The organism is Pseudomonas sp. C8002, assembly GCF_013385765.1.
Taxonomy (GTDB): Bacteria; Pseudomonadota; Gammaproteobacteria; order Pseudomonadales; family Pseudomonadaceae; genus Aquipseudomonas.
Map to the genome: position 1 here is coordinate 105,849 of NZ_JACAPJ010000029.1, position 15,280 is coordinate 121,128.

General features: G+C 59.9%; 17 protein-coding genes and 1 pseudogene. 10 read left to right on the top strand and 8 right to left on the bottom strand.

What is annotated here, in order from left to right; genetic code table 11:
* The first annotated feature begins 128 nt into the window (after window positions 1-128).
* The gene (locus HX814_RS26390) at window positions 129-611 is read left to right on the top strand and encodes a glycine zipper domain-containing protein (protein WP_008435777.1); all 483 of its coding nucleotides are present in this window, start codon (window positions 129-131) and stop codon (window positions 609-611) included.
* A gap of 150 nt (window positions 612-761) precedes the next feature.
* Here the strand turns inward: HX814_RS26390 and HX814_RS26395 are convergent, their stop codons facing one another.
* The 3 genes from HX814_RS26395 to HX814_RS26405 all read right to left on the bottom strand — a co-directional run bounded on the left by HX814_RS26395 (window position 762) and on the right by HX814_RS26405 (window position 4,163).
* On the bottom strand, window positions 762-1,193 hold the full coding sequence (locus HX814_RS26395; protein WP_003213207.1) for a thioesterase family protein: 432 nt from the start codon (window positions 1,191-1,193) through the stop codon (window positions 762-764).
* Window positions 1,194-1,253: 60 nt separating this feature from the next.
* Window positions 1,254-2,111, bottom strand: a complete 858-nt coding sequence (locus HX814_RS26400) for a M15 family metallopeptidase (RefSeq protein WP_003213205.1) — start codon at window positions 2,109-2,111, stop codon at window positions 1,254-1,256.
* Between the two features lie 114 nt (window positions 2,112-2,225).
* The gene (locus tag HX814_RS26405; protein WP_177009298.1) at window positions 2,226-4,163 is read right to left on the bottom strand and encodes an ATP-dependent DNA helicase RecQ; all 1,938 of its coding nucleotides are present in this window, start codon (window positions 4,161-4,163) and stop codon (window positions 2,226-2,228) included.
* 209 nt (window positions 4,164-4,372) lie between these two features.
* Here HX814_RS26405 and HX814_RS26410 point away from each other — a divergent pair, with 209 nt between their 5' ends.
* The 4 genes from HX814_RS26410 to HX814_RS26425 all read left to right on the top strand — a co-directional run bounded on the left by HX814_RS26410 (window position 4,373) and on the right by HX814_RS26425 (window position 6,431).
* On the top strand, window positions 4,373-4,543 hold the full coding sequence (locus HX814_RS26410) for a YhfG family protein (RefSeq protein WP_003213201.1): 171 nt from the start codon (window positions 4,373-4,375) through the stop codon (window positions 4,541-4,543).
* Window positions 4,543-5,136: a putative adenosine monophosphate-protein transferase Fic gene (locus HX814_RS26415; protein WP_177015436.1), complete on the top strand. Its 594-nt coding sequence runs from the start codon at window positions 4,543-4,545 to the stop codon at window positions 5,134-5,136. Before HX814_RS26410 ends, HX814_RS26415 begins: the two co-directional genes overlap by 1 nt.
* Before the next feature lie 442 nt (window positions 5,137-5,578).
* A complete protein-coding gene (locus HX814_RS26420; protein WP_177009299.1) occupies window positions 5,579-5,908 on the top strand; it encodes a hypothetical protein in 330 nt (109 codons plus the stop codon).
* Window positions 5,909-6,077: 169 nt separating this feature from the next.
* Complete coding sequence (locus HX814_RS26425) at window positions 6,078-6,431, top strand: DUF1493 family protein (RefSeq protein WP_177009300.1); 354 nt, start codon at window positions 6,078-6,080, stop codon at window positions 6,429-6,431.
* Here HX814_RS26425 and HX814_RS31580 read toward each other — a convergent pair.
* Window positions 6,409-6,531, bottom strand: a pseudogene (locus tag HX814_RS31580) (outer membrane lipoprotein carrier protein LolA); the annotation flags it as partial. The gene HX814_RS26425 and the pseudogene HX814_RS31580 overlap by 23 nt on opposite strands.
* Before the next feature lie 21 nt (window positions 6,532-6,552).
* On the opposite strand from HX814_RS31580, the gene HX814_RS26430 reads away from it, so the two are divergent.
* Complete coding sequence (locus HX814_RS26430; protein WP_087692724.1) at window positions 6,553-7,404, top strand: DMT family transporter; 852 nt, start codon at window positions 6,553-6,555, stop codon at window positions 7,402-7,404.
* 57 nt (window positions 7,405-7,461) lie between these two features.
* Here HX814_RS26430 and HX814_RS26435 read toward each other — a convergent pair whose 3' ends face one another.
* Together HX814_RS26435 and hslO are read right to left on the bottom strand one after the other, a co-directional pair.
* Entirely contained in the window at window positions 7,462-9,003 is a 1,542-nt protein-coding gene (locus HX814_RS26435) for a phosphoenolpyruvate carboxykinase (RefSeq protein ID WP_177009301.1), read from the bottom strand.
* 179 nt (window positions 9,004-9,182) lie between these two features.
* Window positions 9,183-10,085, bottom strand: a complete 903-nt coding sequence (gene hslO / locus HX814_RS26440; RefSeq protein WP_102367891.1) for an Hsp33 family molecular chaperone HslO — start codon at window positions 10,083-10,085, stop codon at window positions 9,183-9,185.
* A 125-nt stretch (window positions 10,086-10,210) separates the two neighbouring features.
* Between hslO and HX814_RS26445 the strand changes: the two genes are divergently transcribed.
* Window positions 10,211-11,011 carry a phosphatase PAP2 family protein gene (locus HX814_RS26445; protein WP_134325547.1) on the top strand — a complete coding sequence of 267 codons (801 nt, stop codon included), beginning with the start codon at window positions 10,211-10,213 and terminating at the stop codon, window positions 11,009-11,011.
* Window positions 11,012-11,053: 42 nt separating this feature from the next.
* On the opposite strand, the gene HX814_RS26450 is transcribed toward HX814_RS26445, so the two are convergent.
* Window positions 11,054-11,461, bottom strand: a complete 408-nt coding sequence (locus tag HX814_RS26450; RefSeq protein WP_003213184.1) for an RNA-binding S4 domain-containing protein — start codon at window positions 11,459-11,461, stop codon at window positions 11,054-11,056.
* Between the two features lie 116 nt (window positions 11,462-11,577).
* Between HX814_RS26450 and HX814_RS26455 the strand changes: the two genes are divergently transcribed.
* Genes HX814_RS26455 through rimK form a run of 3 tightly spaced genes read left to right on the top strand, consistent with a single transcriptional unit; the run spans window position 11,578 to window position 13,758 of the window.
* Window positions 11,578-12,357, top strand: a complete 780-nt coding sequence (locus HX814_RS26455; RefSeq protein ID WP_003213183.1) for an EAL domain-containing protein — start codon at window positions 11,578-11,580, stop codon at window positions 12,355-12,357.
* A gap of 34 nt (window positions 12,358-12,391) precedes the next feature.
* Entirely contained in the window at window positions 12,392-12,856 is a 465-nt protein-coding gene (locus HX814_RS26460) for an ATP-dependent zinc protease (protein WP_371132397.1), read from the top strand.
* Window positions 12,853-13,758, top strand: coding sequence for a 30S ribosomal protein S6--L-glutamate ligase (rimK, locus tag HX814_RS26465; protein ID WP_003213178.1), 906 nt, complete (start codon window positions 12,853-12,855; stop codon window positions 13,756-13,758). The genes HX814_RS26460 and rimK overlap by 4 nt, the downstream gene beginning before the upstream one ends.
* A gap of 124 nt (window positions 13,759-13,882) precedes the next feature.
* On the opposite strand, the gene HX814_RS26470 is transcribed toward rimK, so the two are convergent.
* Window positions 13,883-15,196, bottom strand: a complete 1,314-nt coding sequence (locus HX814_RS26470; protein ID WP_003213176.1) for an ATP-binding protein — start codon at window positions 15,194-15,196, stop codon at window positions 13,883-13,885.
* Window positions 15,197-15,280 lie beyond the last annotated feature (84 nt).

The following is a 15,280-nucleotide window of genomic DNA, read 5'->3' on the forward strand; positions in this document are numbered from 1 at the left end:
CATTTAAGTTCCTCATACAAAACAGTAACTTAGAGAATTGTATACAACCCATACCACTGGTCGGGTTTCGATTGTCACCGTCTCGATACAACCTCAGGATCGCGCCGTCATCCTCTTGAGGTTCCTCTATGAAGTTCTCCTCGATTCTCTTGTTGTCCCTTGGCCTGGTCAGTGGCGCAGCCATGGCCGGTGGCACCACCGAAGCCGGTGTGGGCGGCGCATTGGGCGGGGTTCTAGGTTCTGTCGTAGGTCAGCAGTTGGGCGGTAACACCGGCTCGGCGATTGGTGCAGCACTCGGCGGCGCGGGCGGCAGTGCGGTCGGCGCAGACAAGCGCAGCCGCGGTGAAGCAGCCATTGGCGGCGCATTGGGCGCGGCCGGCGGCAACGTGGTGGGTCGCAGTGTCGGCGGCAGCACCGGCAGCCTGATCGGCGCAGCAGCCGGCGGTGGCGCCGGTGGTGCACTGGGCAACTACATGGGCAACAAGAGCGATGACGATGATCGTCGTTACCGTGGGCGTGATAACCGCCGCTATGACCGCGATGACCATCGCGGGCGCGGCCATGCTTATGGGCATCGCAAAAACAAGCATCACTATCGCCACCACCGGTAACACGCGAATCGAAAGAACAACGCGGGTTTAATGTGGGAGCGGGCTTGCTCGCGAAGGCGTTGTATCAGCCGATACATCCGGCGACTGATCCACCGCCTTCGCGAGCAAGCCCGCTCCCACATTTGACTTTCATTGCTTCGCAGATCGTATTCAGATCACCAATCGCTGTAACGCCTCGCGCAACATCCCCGGGATCGTCACCGGCTGGTTCGACGCCCGATCCACAAACACATGCACAAACCTCCCCGCAGCACAGGCATCTTCTTCTCCCGCCTTGAACACCGCCAACTCATACTGCACCGAACTGTTGCCCAACTTGCCCACCCGCAGGCCGATCTCGATGCGGTCCGGAAAGGCAATCGAGGCGAAGTAGTCGCACGCCGAACTCACCACAAACCCAACCACTTCGCCGTCATGAATATCCAACCCGCCCTGCTCGATCAGGTAGGTATTCACCGCGGTGTCGAAGAAGCTGTAGTAGGTGACGTTATTCACATGGCCATATACATCGTTGTCGTGCCAGCGCGTGATGATCGGCTGGAAGTGGCGGTAATCGGCGCGTTGTGGCATGGCGTTGGTCATCGGTAAAACCCGGGCAGGAGGAGGCTCTCTTGATACTGGGTTCAAGCACTACCCGCAAGCCTAGGTTGGGCTTTGCTCAATCGTTTGCTGGACGCACGCCATACGCTTGAGCGCTTGATCCGTCTCGGCCGATTGCTGCAGGCACTGGCGATAGGCGGTGATATAGGTCTCGACTGCAGCGCTGGCCTGCTGCGGCGTGACCCGCGCCAGATACTCCACGAACGAACGCCGGCCGATCTGGAAGTGTTGGTAATCCAGCGGAAAATCCCAATAACCACCCCAGGTCAAAAAACCGTGTTCGGCGAACAGGTCAATCACCTCTTCTGCCCGGCCAGGGCGCGCCGGCTTGCCGGGGCGGGCATCCAGGCGGTTAACGGCATTTGCGGTACTTGCCCTGGGCTCAACAGTGGCCTGGCCGGTGAATTCACCTCGCGGGTTACGCCCGAACAAAACGAATGGGTTTTGCAGAGGGTTAAGGTCGATTGCGGCGCCATAGGCGTGCAGCGACCACCCCGAAGCGCCACTGACCTGGCGCCCATTAAAACCACTGGTATTGTTGCGGGCCATCGAGACCTTGTCGTTGCCTCGATAGGTTTCCAGCCTGACCGCCTGATGCACCGGGAACCGACGTTGCAGCAACTGCCTGAAGATCTCCTCCACATGGGGTGCGATGGCATCCAGCACCACGAGCTGCCCGTTGTTATGCAGCACTCCGCCAAAGTCCACATAGCTGAACGTCACCCGCGCCAGGCGTGCGCAGGGCAATGGATTGGCGGCGGTGATGGTGTTGCGAAGCTGCATCTGCCGACAGTCATTCACGCTCAACGGGATGACCGAGGCCAGCGTGCCTTGTGCGACCAGCAACCCGGCGAACAGCAAGACGCCGGGGACAACACCACGAGAAAAACCAAAAGCCATGGGCAATTCCTTTGCAGAAGAAGTGAAGCGTCAAACCTTCTCACCTGCGGGCACGGTCCGGCTGTCGGCGGCGTCTGCCACTGGAAGGGAAAGCGCGCCCCTCCAGACCGGAAATCAGAGTGCCTCCAACCCTGCCTCCGCCCATTCACGAACCTCTGCATAGGGATACTCCTCCAGTACCGCGAAACCTGGAATCCCTCGTGCCTTCAGCTTGGTAAACAACGGCACGCTGAGACCGCATAAAAACCGTGTCAGCCGCTCCGCGCTTGGCAAGTCGCCGCTGTACTCATGGTGGCTGTGGATAAATTCACCGCACAGCGCGAGAAAGTTTTTATCCACAAGCGGCGGCAAGCTCGGCGGCGCCGGCAAGTGGGCGACGTTACCGTGGCACACCGAGCAGTGCCCGCACTGCCGGGGCGCGTTTTCATCGCCGAAATAGTGCGCCAGGCGGTAACCCAGGCACTCCTGTGTCGCGAACAGATCCAGCATGGCGTGAATTCGCGCCACCTCCGTCACCTCATGCTGCTTGAAGCCTGTGTATAACTCCGTGCTCAGCGCCTGTGGATCGAAGTCGGTATTCAGCAGGGCGTAAACCTCGGTCATCTGCCGGCTTTCCATCTCGATCAGGCCTTGTTCCTGAAAGTAATCCAGGGCCTTCACCACCCGGCTGCGCTCGGCCTGGTGCTGTTGATACAGCGCGTCGAAGTCCACCGTCGCCCAGGTTTTCGCCCGTTTGCAGACCTGGATAATCGCTGCGACAAACTGCTGCCGCTCGCCGGCAAAACGCGCCAGCAATGCCTCTGGTTCAATCAAATACTTGAAGCGGTATTCGGCATAAAACGCGTAGCGCGGCGCGATCACAGCCTTGAGTTCAAGCTGCACGAGCAAGGTCTTCAGCGGTAGTTCACGGATGTTGCTGTGGTCCGACAGTGAGCGGAGCATAAACTCCCACTGTCCATCGGCACGGACCGCCTGTATTTCCTCCAGGACTCGGCGAATACCTTCCTGTTCCGGCGTATCGCCGTACACAAAGTTTTCCAGGATATTCAGGCTGTCGCGGTTGGCCAGAACCAGACACTCAGACGGCTGCCCGTCACGCCCGGCGCGGCCGATTTCCTGGCTGTAGTTCTCGATGGATTTGGGCAGGTCGAAGTGCACCACGTTGCGGATATCGCTTTTGTCGATGCCCATGCCGAAGGCAATGGTGGCGACGATGCAGTTGGACTGCCCGCCCATGAATCGCTTCTGAATGGCTTCCCGCTTATCGTGAGCCAGGCCCGCGTGATAAGCCTCGGCCTGGATTCCATTGCGATTCAAATGCTCGGCAATCTGCTCTGCGGTTTTTTGCAGCGTGACGTAGACGATGCTTGGCTGATTGGCTCGCTCCTGCATCCACGTCACCAGCCGTCGTCGCTTGTCCTGGCCACTGACGGGCTCAACCAGCAGGTTGAGGTTGGAGCGGTAGAACCCGGTGGTGATCACATCGTCAGATGCAATGGCGAACTTGGCCTGCATGTCGGCGATCACCTTGGGCGTCGCCGTGGCGGTCAGCAGCAGCGCCTGGGGGATGCGGAACTGGCGCTGGTAATCCGGCAGCTTCAGGTAGTCCGGGCGAAAGTTATGGCCCCATTCGGAAATGCAGTGAGCCTCATCCACCACCAGCAGCGAGATCGGCACGCTTTGCAGGAAGTTGCGAAAGCGCTCGTTCTTCAAGCGCTCCACGGAAACCATCAGGATCTTCAGCTCGCCCGAACGCGCCCGGGCCATGACGTCATTGGCATCATCGCGGCTCTGGGCCGAGTCGATGCTGCCCGCCGAGATACCGTGGCGCTGCAGGAAACCCAACTGGTCCTGCATCAGCGCCAGCAACGGCGACACCACCAGCGTCAGGTGCGGCAGCAACACGGCGGAAAGTTGATAACACAGGGACTTGCCGGAACCGGTGGGGAAAATCGCCGCCGCCGAACGGCCGGCCAGCACGGCACTGACCACCGCCTCCTGGCCCAAACGAAACTGTGGATAACCAAAGACCTGTTGGAGGGTGTTGTGCATAAGCTGTCACTCCATTGACCGCTGAACGAGCCCAAAACATAGACCAGCGCATTCAGCGAATCGAGAAAGGTCGCAAGGAAAAAAGAGTCTGGATGATACACAGCCTGGGAAGTGGAGTAGGCACCCGTAAGAATCGTTCCAACCTTACGCGGGACGCATCTCGAAACTCATTGCGCTACAATCAACCTTCGCACCGAGAGGACGCTGTCATGGCCGAACTGACGTTTGAGCAAAAGCAGGATCACTACGACAAGATCCGCCGTTCCAACTACCTGGCCAGCCTGCGCCTGGAAGGGTTCGACACCCAGCCCGCCGATGTCGACAAACCCCTGCCGACCCGCGAAGCCGTCCTCGCCAAGTACCGCAACACCCCACGCTGATGCTCGACAAATATGGCGTGGGCCAGGACCCGTACTGCTACCCCGGTAGCAGCGTCCTGCGCAACTGCCTCGATTTGTTCGACGAAGAGCGCCTGCACCAGGCCGAGCGGGAACTGTCTGAAATCGCTGTCGGCAGCCTTCCGCTGTATCCCCCGCCCTACGACCTGGAACGCCTGCAACACATCCACCGCACCCTGTTCGCAGACATTTACGAATGGGCCGGGGAACTGCGTACGGTCAACATCCAGAAAGGCGACACGCTGTTCTGCACACCGGAGCGTATCCCGCCTGAGGCGAGCAAGATCATCCAGCACATGGCGCAGGCGAACTGGTTTGTCGGGGTGACGCAGGCGGAGTTGGTGACGCAAGTCGCCGAAGCTTATGGCGACCTCAACGTGATCCACCCGTTTCGCGAAGGGAACGGCCGGGCGCAGCGGATTCTGTTCGAGCAGATCATCGTGAATGCCGGGTTTTCAGTGAACTGGTGGCTGGTGAAGAACGCAGCGTGGATACCGGCGAACATTGATGCGGTGGCGTGTGATTATCGGGGGTTGGAGGCGATTTTCGAGCGGTGTATCAGCACCCCGCGCTAGCCCCGATCGTTCCCTACGCTCCGCGTGGGAATGCCGCCAGGGACGCTCCGCGTCCCGTCATCCGCGCACGACCCAAGCCATGAACACTGGTGACGCGGAGCGTCACGGGATGCATTCCCACGCGGAGCGTGGGAACGATCAGTATCCGTTAAAGCTGGTAACGATCTGTTTATTGCTCTCGCCCCACACTCCCGCCAAGGTTCGCCCTGTCGTTGCAAATTCAGCGACCGGGTTTGGTCACTCGAAAACAGCACACATAAGTGCCATCACTTGTCTGGCGGACGTCTATCGTCCTCTCAGCGCAATGTTATGGCGGCTGTGTGTGGGACGTCCTCGGACGTGCCGGATTGCTGTTTCCGGTTGGCCAACCTGCGCACAGTCCGCCACCCATCGTTTGGCCACGGTGACGACGGTTACTTAACAGCAAACCGAGTACCTTCAAATGCAAACACCTGAAGCGAAAAACCGCTACCTTCCACTTGGCACCAACTTCACCGATACCCACCCCCTGCTCATCGACACCGAAGCCGCCGCCGAAGATATCCAGTCCGTAGCCCACCAACGCATCCGCGCCGCAGCCGATCTCCTGGAAACCTTCTCCTGCCTGACCTTCGAACAGGCCGACCTCAAAGATATTTCGCATATCACCAACGCCCTGTATCTGCTCGTCCAGGACGGTTGCGATCTACTGGAAGTCGCCCAAACCGGCATGATGCGACTCACCACCACCGACGCCGTAAAGCGAACACCACCTGAGCAGCCACACAGCTAAAAATGTGGGAGCTGACTTGCCTGCGATAGCGGAGTGTCAGACAACACCTTTACCACTGAAACACCGCCATCGCGGGCAAGCCCGCCTCCCACATTTGACCAGTTTCGTTTGAAGGATCGCGGTGCCATCGATAAAGTCGGTCGCCTCCACCCACTCTCGCGTAACCACCATGAACCTGGCCCCCAACTTCCCCGAAGACATCGCGATGCAGCAGCTCCTGCAACTGCTGCATGAAGAAATTGGCCTGCCCGAACATAAGACGTTGCGCCTTGAAACCGCCATCAACCTCGAACTGGGCTGCGACGTCACCGAAGCCAATCAATTGATGGAAGCTCTGGAGCAAGACTTCGCTGTCGACTTGAACGACTACGACGCTTATCGTTATTTCCAACCTCCTGTCTTCGATGTCTTCCTGAAGCACAGAGCCAAAGGCCACGGCGACAAAATCCCGCTGACCATCGGCATGCTTTACCTGGCTATCAAGGCCCAACGCTGGGACACGCAAACCCTGGAAAACCTGTAGGAGCGAGCTTGCTCGCGAAAAACCTGAGAGCGCCGCGTTCCCCCTGAAAGCCCGCATTATCGTTAACGACCTTCGCGAGCAAGCTCGCACCTACAACCAAGGACCTTACATGGACGTAATAATGGGCCTGCTGGCCGCCCTGCTCTGGGGCGGCACGGACTTCCTCGTGGGCCTCAACGCCCGAGCTGTCGGCGTCAAACGCGCGGTGTACTTCGGCCAGGCGCTGGGCTTCCTGATCATGACCCTGCTGCTGGTCATATTCCCGGCCTTCCTCGTCAAATCCCTCGCGGCGCCTTTGAGTGTGTGGCTCCTGGGAGCCGCAGCAGCCCTGCTGACCGTCTCCGGCGCCCTTGCGCTGTCCAAGGCCTTCTCGCTGGGCAAAGCGGCGATTGTCGCGCCGCTGGTGACGTCCTACGGTGTCGTGACTACTTTGCTGTCATGGGCCAGCGGCGAACACATCAGCCTGATCCAACTCGGCTGCATCGCTCTCTGCGTAATTGGCGTGATCCTGTCCAGCATTCACAAGGACAATGGCGTCCCTCACAACAGTTCCAGCCGCTCAATCGCCTACGCGATGCTCGCAGCGTTGCTCTACGGCACAAGCTTTTGGGTGCAGGGCCGCTACACCCTGCCGACGCTTGGCCCGGTCACGATGCTTTGGCTTGGGTATTTGGTTGGCCTGTGCGTCCTGGTGTTGATGGTGCTTAAGATCAAAGACGGCCTGAAAATCCCACCGCTGAAAAACTGCGCAACGCTGACCAGCGCGAGCCTGATGAACCTGGGTGGGTTCTCGGCGTTCTCGTGGGGTGCAATGGCGGGGTCGGTTTCCGTGGTGACGGTGATCAGCACCCTGTCCGGTGGGATCGCCGCGATTCTGGGGTTTGTGTTTTTCAAGGAGCGGCTGTCAGCGGTGCAAGTGACCGGTGTGGTGCTGGTGTTAGTGGGAGCCGTGGTTCTGCACCTCGTCGACTGATCCTTCGCCCACAAAAAAGCCGCCCACTAGGGGCGGCTTTTTCACAACGGCCGAATCTTACAACTTCGGACCCGCAGCCTTGATCGCATCGCTCACTTCAAACTTCTTGAAGTTCTCGATGAACAGACCCGCCAAGGCTTTCGCCGCTTCATCGTAGGCAGCCTTGTCAGCCCAAGTGTTACGTGGGTTCAACAGGCCAGTCTCGACGCCCGGTACAGCCAATGGCACGTCCAGGTTGATGGTGTCCAGGTGCTCGGTCTCGGCACCAATCAACGCACCGCTCTGGATCGCTGCAATCACGCCACGGGTGGTCGGGATGTTGAAGCGCTTGCCAACGCCGTAGCCGCCGCCGGTCCAGCCGGTGTTGACCAGGTAGACCTTGGAGCCGAAGCCACGCACGCGCTTGATCAGCAGTTCTGCGTATTCACCAGCCGGGCGTGGGAAGAATGGCGCGCCGAAGCAGGTGGAGAAGGTCGACTTGATGCCGCCGCCCGAACCCATTTCGGTCGAGCCCACCAGAGCGGTGTAGCCGGACAGGAAGTGGTAGGCCGCTTGTTCTTCGCTGAGGATCGACACGGGCGGCAGTACGCCGGTCAGGTCGCAGGTCAGGAAGATCACAGCGTTTGGCTCGCCACCGAGGTTTTTCTCGGAACGCTTGGCCACGTGCTCCAGCGGGTAGGCGGCGCGGCTGTTCTGGGTCAGGCTGACGTTGGTGTAGTCGGCGTGCTTGGCATCGTCGATCACCACGTTTTCGAGCACGGTGCCGTGCTTGATGGCTTTCCAGATCACCGGCTCGTTCTTCTCGGACAGGTCGATGCACTTGGCATAGCAACCGCCTTCGATGTTGAACACCACACCTTCGCCCCAGCCGTGTTCGTCGTCGCCGATCAGGTAGCGGCTTTCGTCGGCGGACAGGGTGGTTTTACCGGTGCCCGACAGGCCGAAGAACAGGGTCACGTCGCCGGCTTCGCCGATGTTGGCTGCGCAGTGCATCGGCAGCACGTCGGAGGCCGGCAGCAGGAAGTTCTGCACCGAGAACATGGCTTTTTTCATTTCACCGGCATAACGCATGCCGGCGATCAGGACTTTTTTCTGGGCGAAGTTGAGGATCACGCAACCGTCGGAGTTGGTGCCGTCACGCTCTGGCACGCACTCGAAGTTGGCCACGTTGAGCACTTGCCACTCGTCACGACCGGCCGGGTTGTACTGGGCCGGGTTGATGAACAGGCAACGACCGAACAGGTTCTGCCAGGCAGTCTGGGTGGTCATTTTCACGGCCAGGTAGTGGTCTTCTGCAGCCCCTACGTGAACGTGGGAAACGAAATGCTCTTGCGCGTTGTTGAATGCCTCGACGCGAGCCCACAGGGCATCGAACTTGTCGGCCGGGAACTTGCGGTTGATCGGGCCCCAGGCAATGGCAGCCTGGGTGGAAGGCTCTTCAACGATGAAGCGGTCGACTGGCGAACGGCCGGTACGGTGACCGGTTTCTACGACCAGCGCACCGGTATCGGCAAGCACGCCTTCACCGCGCTGCAGGGCTTCTTTGACCAGATCGTCAACACTCAGATCGGTGTATACGGCGTTATTGGCTTGCGTCATGAGGTTCCCCGTCGGCCAGTGGCCGAGTGCTCCAAACGTTTTGTAGTAGAAAGTTGCGCACTACTACCGCGAAAAAAGTGGGCCGGATTATGCCAGAAAAGCCCAAAAAGAGTAGGGCCCTCCGGTCAGAACGGCGGAAATCCGGCGTTTGTCAGGTGATTTACCTGTGCTTAAACGTTTTAGTGGCGGGTGCCTGAAGGGGTATCTACGCCCGCGCCGGCGAATAATTGAGCAATATCGGCAGCGTCGAACAGGTAGCGCTGGTTGCAGAACTGGCAGTCGATCTCGATGTTGCCACCGTGTTCCACCACCAGGTCCTGCGCATCTTCCAGGCCCAGGCTGACCAGGGCAGTTGCCGAGCGCTCGCGGGAGCAGCTGCAGTGGAAGCGCAGGGACTGCACGTCGAACAGGCGCACGGCCTCTTCGTGGTAGAGGCGGTGCAGGATGGTTTCGTTATCCAGGCCCAGCAACTCTTCGGCTTTCAGGGTGCCGGCCAGGGCGGTGATGTGGGCCCAGCTGTCGGCGCGGTCTTCTTCGTCCTTGATGCGGTCGGCCGGCAGTTGTTGCAGCAGCAGGCCACGGGCGCGCTTGCCGTCGGCGTTGAGCCAGAAGCGGGTGCCCACTTGCTGGGACATCACGAAATAATTGGTGAAGCAGTCGGACAGGGTTTCGCCATCGAGGTCGACGATGCCCTGGTAACGCTGGCCTACCGTCGGATCGACGGTCAGGGCCAGCACGCCGTCTGGCATCAGGTCAGCCAGGGTCGCATCGGCGGCGATGCGGTCCGCGTCGTAGCGGGCCAGCCCACGGATTTCGCGCTCGCTGGAGCATTCGATCATCAGCAGCGGGATCGGGCCTTCGGAGCGGGCCTGCAGGATCAGCAAGCCATCGAACTTCAGGGTGCCCACCAGCAGCGAGGCAGCCGCCATCAGTTCGCCGAGCAATTGCGCGACCGGCTCCGGATAGGGGTGCTTGGCGAGGACTTCGGCATAGCTGCGCTCCAGGGCGACCAGTTCGCCGCGGGCGTCGCTGTCGTCGAAGATGAAGCGTTGGGTGAAGTCGGTATCCGGTAGATCAGTCATAGGTCTGGGTATCTGAATTGATGACAAAAAGATGACAAGGTTTATAGAATTACACGCTTTAGCACCGTTTTGGTGCGGCCTTCTGCGGGAAAACGAAGCGCTTTAAAGCTAAGAGGAAACAGTTTATGAACAATCCGGGTTTGTTCCAAGCCAGGTGGGACCTCGGGCGATTGGCCCTGTGTAATTTACTCGCTGTGGGGCTGCTGTGTTTTTGGCTCTGGCCGGCGGGCCAGGCGCTCTGCACGGTTTTCGACGAGTGGCTGTTTCATCTGCTCAATGACCCGCTGGCAAGCAGCTCCGCGTGGCTGCATGTGTGGGCGGTGGCCAGTTTGCGGCCGTTTGACGCGGTGGTCGGGGTGATTCTGCTGACGCTGTTGATCCGTGGCGACTGGGTGTTCAAGGCGATTGAAGTGCGCCAGGCGTTTTTCGGCTTCCTGGGCATTCTGCTGCTGTTGCTGTTTATCCGCATGCTGTTTTCCAAGCTGGCGGCGCAGATGGGCTGGCAACACCATAGCCCGTCGATGGTGATCAGCGGCGCGATTCAGATGAGCGACTATTTCCCGGGCCTGGAGAAGACATGGGAGTTGAAGGACCGCTCCAGCCAGAGCTTCCCGGGGGATCATGCATCGGTATTGCTGATCTGGGGCATGTTCATGACCGTGTTTGCCAAGCGGATCGGGCAGGTGCTGGTGATCTGGGGCTTGGCGCTGCTGTTCATGATGCCGCGGCTGGTAGCCGGTGCGCATTGGGGGCAGGACGATTATATCGGTGGGGTGTTGCTGGCGCTGTTGGCGTTGGGCTGGGGTTACTACACGCCCTTTGCAGCGAAGGTTTCGCGGGGGCTGGTGCGAGTGACGGGCCCGGTGTTTGAGTTGTTTCGGCGAGTACCGCTGGTTAATCGCTTGAGCGTGATTCGCAGCGTTTGAATTGGAATAGCAGGAGCCGACCTGGCTCCTGCGGTCTGCCGATTAATCATCATTGCCACTGCCGCGAAACTTGAACAGGTCGCGCCGCTGTTTCTTGCTTGGCTTGCCGTCGGTGGTCATGCCCAGGGACCCCGCCTTGCGCATGGCCGCCGCGTTTTCGCGCTTGGCGATGCTGGCTTCGGTCTCGGTATACAACGCCTGCGCCTCGGGAGCGCCCCTTCGCACAATTGAAAGCGCCTGGACCACGACGGTTCGTTCATCAAACCCGGCACGGATCTGAAACTCATCGCCGATGCGTGGCTCCTTGCCGGGCTTGCAACGCTCGCCGCGCCAATGCACCTTGCCACTCTCGATCGCCGCCTTGGCCAAGGCACGGGTCTTGAAGAAACGCGCCGCCCACAACCACTTGTCCAAACGGACTTTTTCTTCCTCTTCCTGCTTCTGAGCCACTTGAATTCCTCGCTCTGAAAAATGTCGCAACTTTACCGTTGAAACCCTTCAACGCATAAACCCTTGAGCTCACCTAAGATACGCCAGGTAGCATCCTGTTTTCGCGAGGTTAACGTGTGACCGACTTTCCCATTTCACTGACCTCGCCCAAACAAGCCTGTGCGGGCTGCCAGCAAAGTGAGCCGCTGGGCTTTGAGTTTGCCTTTGCGTATCAGCCTATCGTGGACCTGCGTGACCAGTCGGTCTTTGCCCATGAAGCCTTGGTGCGCGGCGTCAACGGTGAGGGCGCGTTGACGGTGCTGGATCAGGTCAACGACAGCAATCGCTACCGTTTCGACCAGCAATGCCGCACCCGCGCGATCGCCACCGCTTCGACACTCAACATGCAGACGCACCTTTCAATCAACTTCATGCCCAACGCGGTCTATCGACCAGAACTGTGCATCCGCAGCACCCTGGAGGCGGCCCGGGCGCATAATTTTCCGTTGGATCGGCTGATTTTCGAGACCCTGGAAAGCGAGCATGTAGATAACTATCGCCATTTGACGAATATTCTGCGTGAATACCGCGAATTCGGCTTCAAGACCGCCATCGACGATTTCGGGGCGGGCTATTCGGGGCTGAATCTGCTGGCCGATTTCCAACCTGACCTGATCAAACTCGACATGGCGCTGATCCGCGATGTCGACCGTGATCGTGTCCGTCAGGTGATCGTCCGGGGGATTGTCACAATCTGTGAGCAGTTGGGCGTTACTGTCATCGCCGAGGGCATCGAAAGCGCCGGCGAGCGGGACTTTCTCGCCGACTGTGGAATATTTCTGATGCAGGGCTACTGGTTCGCCAAGCCTGCATTCAAAGCCCTGGCCGAGGTATCACCCGCCGCCTGGGCGAATTAATTGCCGGTTATTCATATTGAAGACATTTGACCATTTGACCGTTGTGGGTCTGCGTGAGTGGGTGGCACTTCCCGACTTGGGAGTGGCAGGCCTGCGCGCCAAGATCGACACCGGCGCCAGTACCTCAAGCCTGCATGCCACCGAGATCGAGCCATTTGAGCGCGACGGTGCAAAGTGGGTGCGCTTCACCGCGCACCTGGGCAGCGTGGTGCAACTGCGTCACCGGCGCTGCGAAGCACCGCTGGTGGCGATGAAAACCATTAAAAGCTCCAACGGCCAGGCCCAGGTGCGGTATGTGATCAGCACCACCCTGGCCCTGGGCGATCGGGTATGGCGGGTGGAATTCACCCTCGCCTGCCGCAAGGCCATGCGTTACCGCCTGTTGCTGGGCTCCAAGGCCCTGATTGACGGCCAACTGGTGGTCAGTCCCGGCGTCAAATACGTTCAAGACAAGCCGGTGTTCCCGGTCTCTACTACCTCTGCCACAGGTGCTGCATGAAGATCGCTGTGCTGTCGCGTAACCCGCGTCTGTATTCCACCCGTCGCCTGGTCGAGGCCGGCACCGAACGTGGCCATGAGATGGTGGTGATCGATACGTTGCGCGCCTATATGAACATTGCCAGTCATAAGCCGCAGATCCACTACCGGGGCAAACCGCTGGAAGGCTTCGATGCGGTGATCCCGCGTATCGGTGCTTCCGTGACGTTCTATGGCTGCGCGGTACTGCGCCAGTTTGAAATGATGGGGGTGTCTCCCCTCAATGAATCGGTGGCTATCGCCCGTTCGCGGGACAAGCTGCGCTCGCTGCAGTTGCTGTCGCGCCGTGGCATTGGCTTGCCGGTCACCGGCTTTGCGCACTCCCCGGATGACATTCCCGACCTGATCGAGATGGTCAACGGCGCGCCGCTGGTGATCAAGGTGCTGGAAGGGACCCAGGGCATCGGCGTGGTGCTGTGTGAAACCGCGACTGCGGCCGAGTCGGTGATCGAGGCGTTCATGGGCCTCAAGCAGAACATCATGGTGCAGGAGTACATCAAGGAAGCCGGCGGTGCGGATATCCGCTGCTTCGTGGTGGGCGACAAGGTGATTGCCGCGATGAAGCGCCAGGCCAAGCCGGGTGAGTTTCGGTCCAACCTGCACCGTGGCGGCAGTGCCAGCCTGATCAAGATCACCCCGGAAGAACGCATGACCGCACTGCGAGCAGCCAAGGTCATGGGGTTGAGCGTGGCGGGTGTGGATATATTGCGCTCCAACCACGGGCCGCTGGTGATGGAGGTGAACTCGTCACCGGGCCTGGAAGGAATTGAGACCACCACCGGCAAGGATGTGGCGGGGATCATCATTCAGCATCTGGAGAAGAGTGGTGGGCCGAATATGACGCGCACCAAAGGCAAGGGCTGAATACACCCGACCTATAAAGCACCGCAAAACCAGTGTGGGAGCGGGCTTGCTCGCGAAGGCAGTGGATCAGTCGACATTTCTATGGACTGACCCACCGCCTTCGCGAGCAAGCCCGCTCCCACATTTAGACCGCGTCCCTGGGCAACATCAGCCCCAACGGCAAGCGCACTCGCGCTTCCAGGCCGCCATCCGGCCGGTTGCGCAATTCGACATTGCCGCCATGCATCGAAGCAATCCGCCGCACAATCGCCAGCCCCAGGCCCGTGCCTTTGCCACCCCGGGCACGGTCGCCGCGGGTGAACGGGTTGAAGATACCTTCCAGTTCCGCCGGATCGATGCCGGCACCACGGTCCATGACACTCAGCACCACGTAAGGCGCACTGGTATCCCCGGAAACGTAGGCTGCTACTTCCACATCGGAACCAGCGTGATGCAGCGCGTTACCAATCAGGTTATTCAGCAGGCGCTTCATCGAAACCCGACGCAACGCGAACGGCTGGATCGGTTCCAGGCGCATCCGCACCTGCTCGCCATTCTGGTTGTAGGGCGCCACCACCTCACGTACCAGGTCCGTCAGGTCGACCTCTTCCACCACCTCGTCCCGGCCATCGCGGATAAACGCCAGGAACTGGTCGAGAATCGCGTCCATGTCCTCGATGTCTCGAACCATGTCGTCGGTAAGGTCGGTGTGGTTACCCATCAGTTCCAGGGAAAGCCGCAGACGCGTCAGCGGCGTGCGCAGGTCATGGGACACCCCCGCCAGCATCAGCTCGCGCTCGCGCCCCGCCTGTTCGACATCCTCGGCCATCTGGTTGAACGCGCTGTACACCTCGGTCATTTCACTCGGCGTATCGCTGATGGGCAGGCGCACACTGCGGCCCTGGCCCAGCTGGCGTGCGGCAAACACCAGGCGCTTGAGCGGCTGGTTGAGCTGGCGCACGAAAATCCAGGCAGACGCGGTGGAAAGCAAGCCAATCGCCAGGAACCAGCCCAGCACGTTCCAGATCTTCTGCCCCCGCAAGGGATGCGGATACAGCGGCACTTTCAGCCAGTCCTCCCCCAGGCTCGGCGCTCGTACCCACAGCGCCGGCGACACATGCATGCGCAGCCGCACCTCGGTGTCTTCACCCAGTTCGGCCTGCATCTGGCGCTGGTAGATTTCGCTGTAGGGCCAATGTTGCTCGCCCTCGGGCACGCCCGCGCCCGCGACCCGGACCAGGGTAGCGGCCTTGGCGATCTTCTCGCGGTTCTCGGGGTCTGCGGCCCAATAGGCACGCAAGGTCAGCGCGACACCGTGGCTGTACTGCCGGTCCACCAGCACGTCTTCGTTCATCAACAGATAAACCAGTGTCAGGGCCTTGGAAAACAGTACGACGATGAGCACCAGCCAAAGGGTGCGTGAGAAGAAACTCTGCGGGAACCACAACGGGGTTTTCATAAAAGACAGCTGGACACCTTGCAGGAGCGAGCCAAGCTCGCAGAATTGCAAATGCCGGGCAACCGGCTGACTCTTATCGAGTCA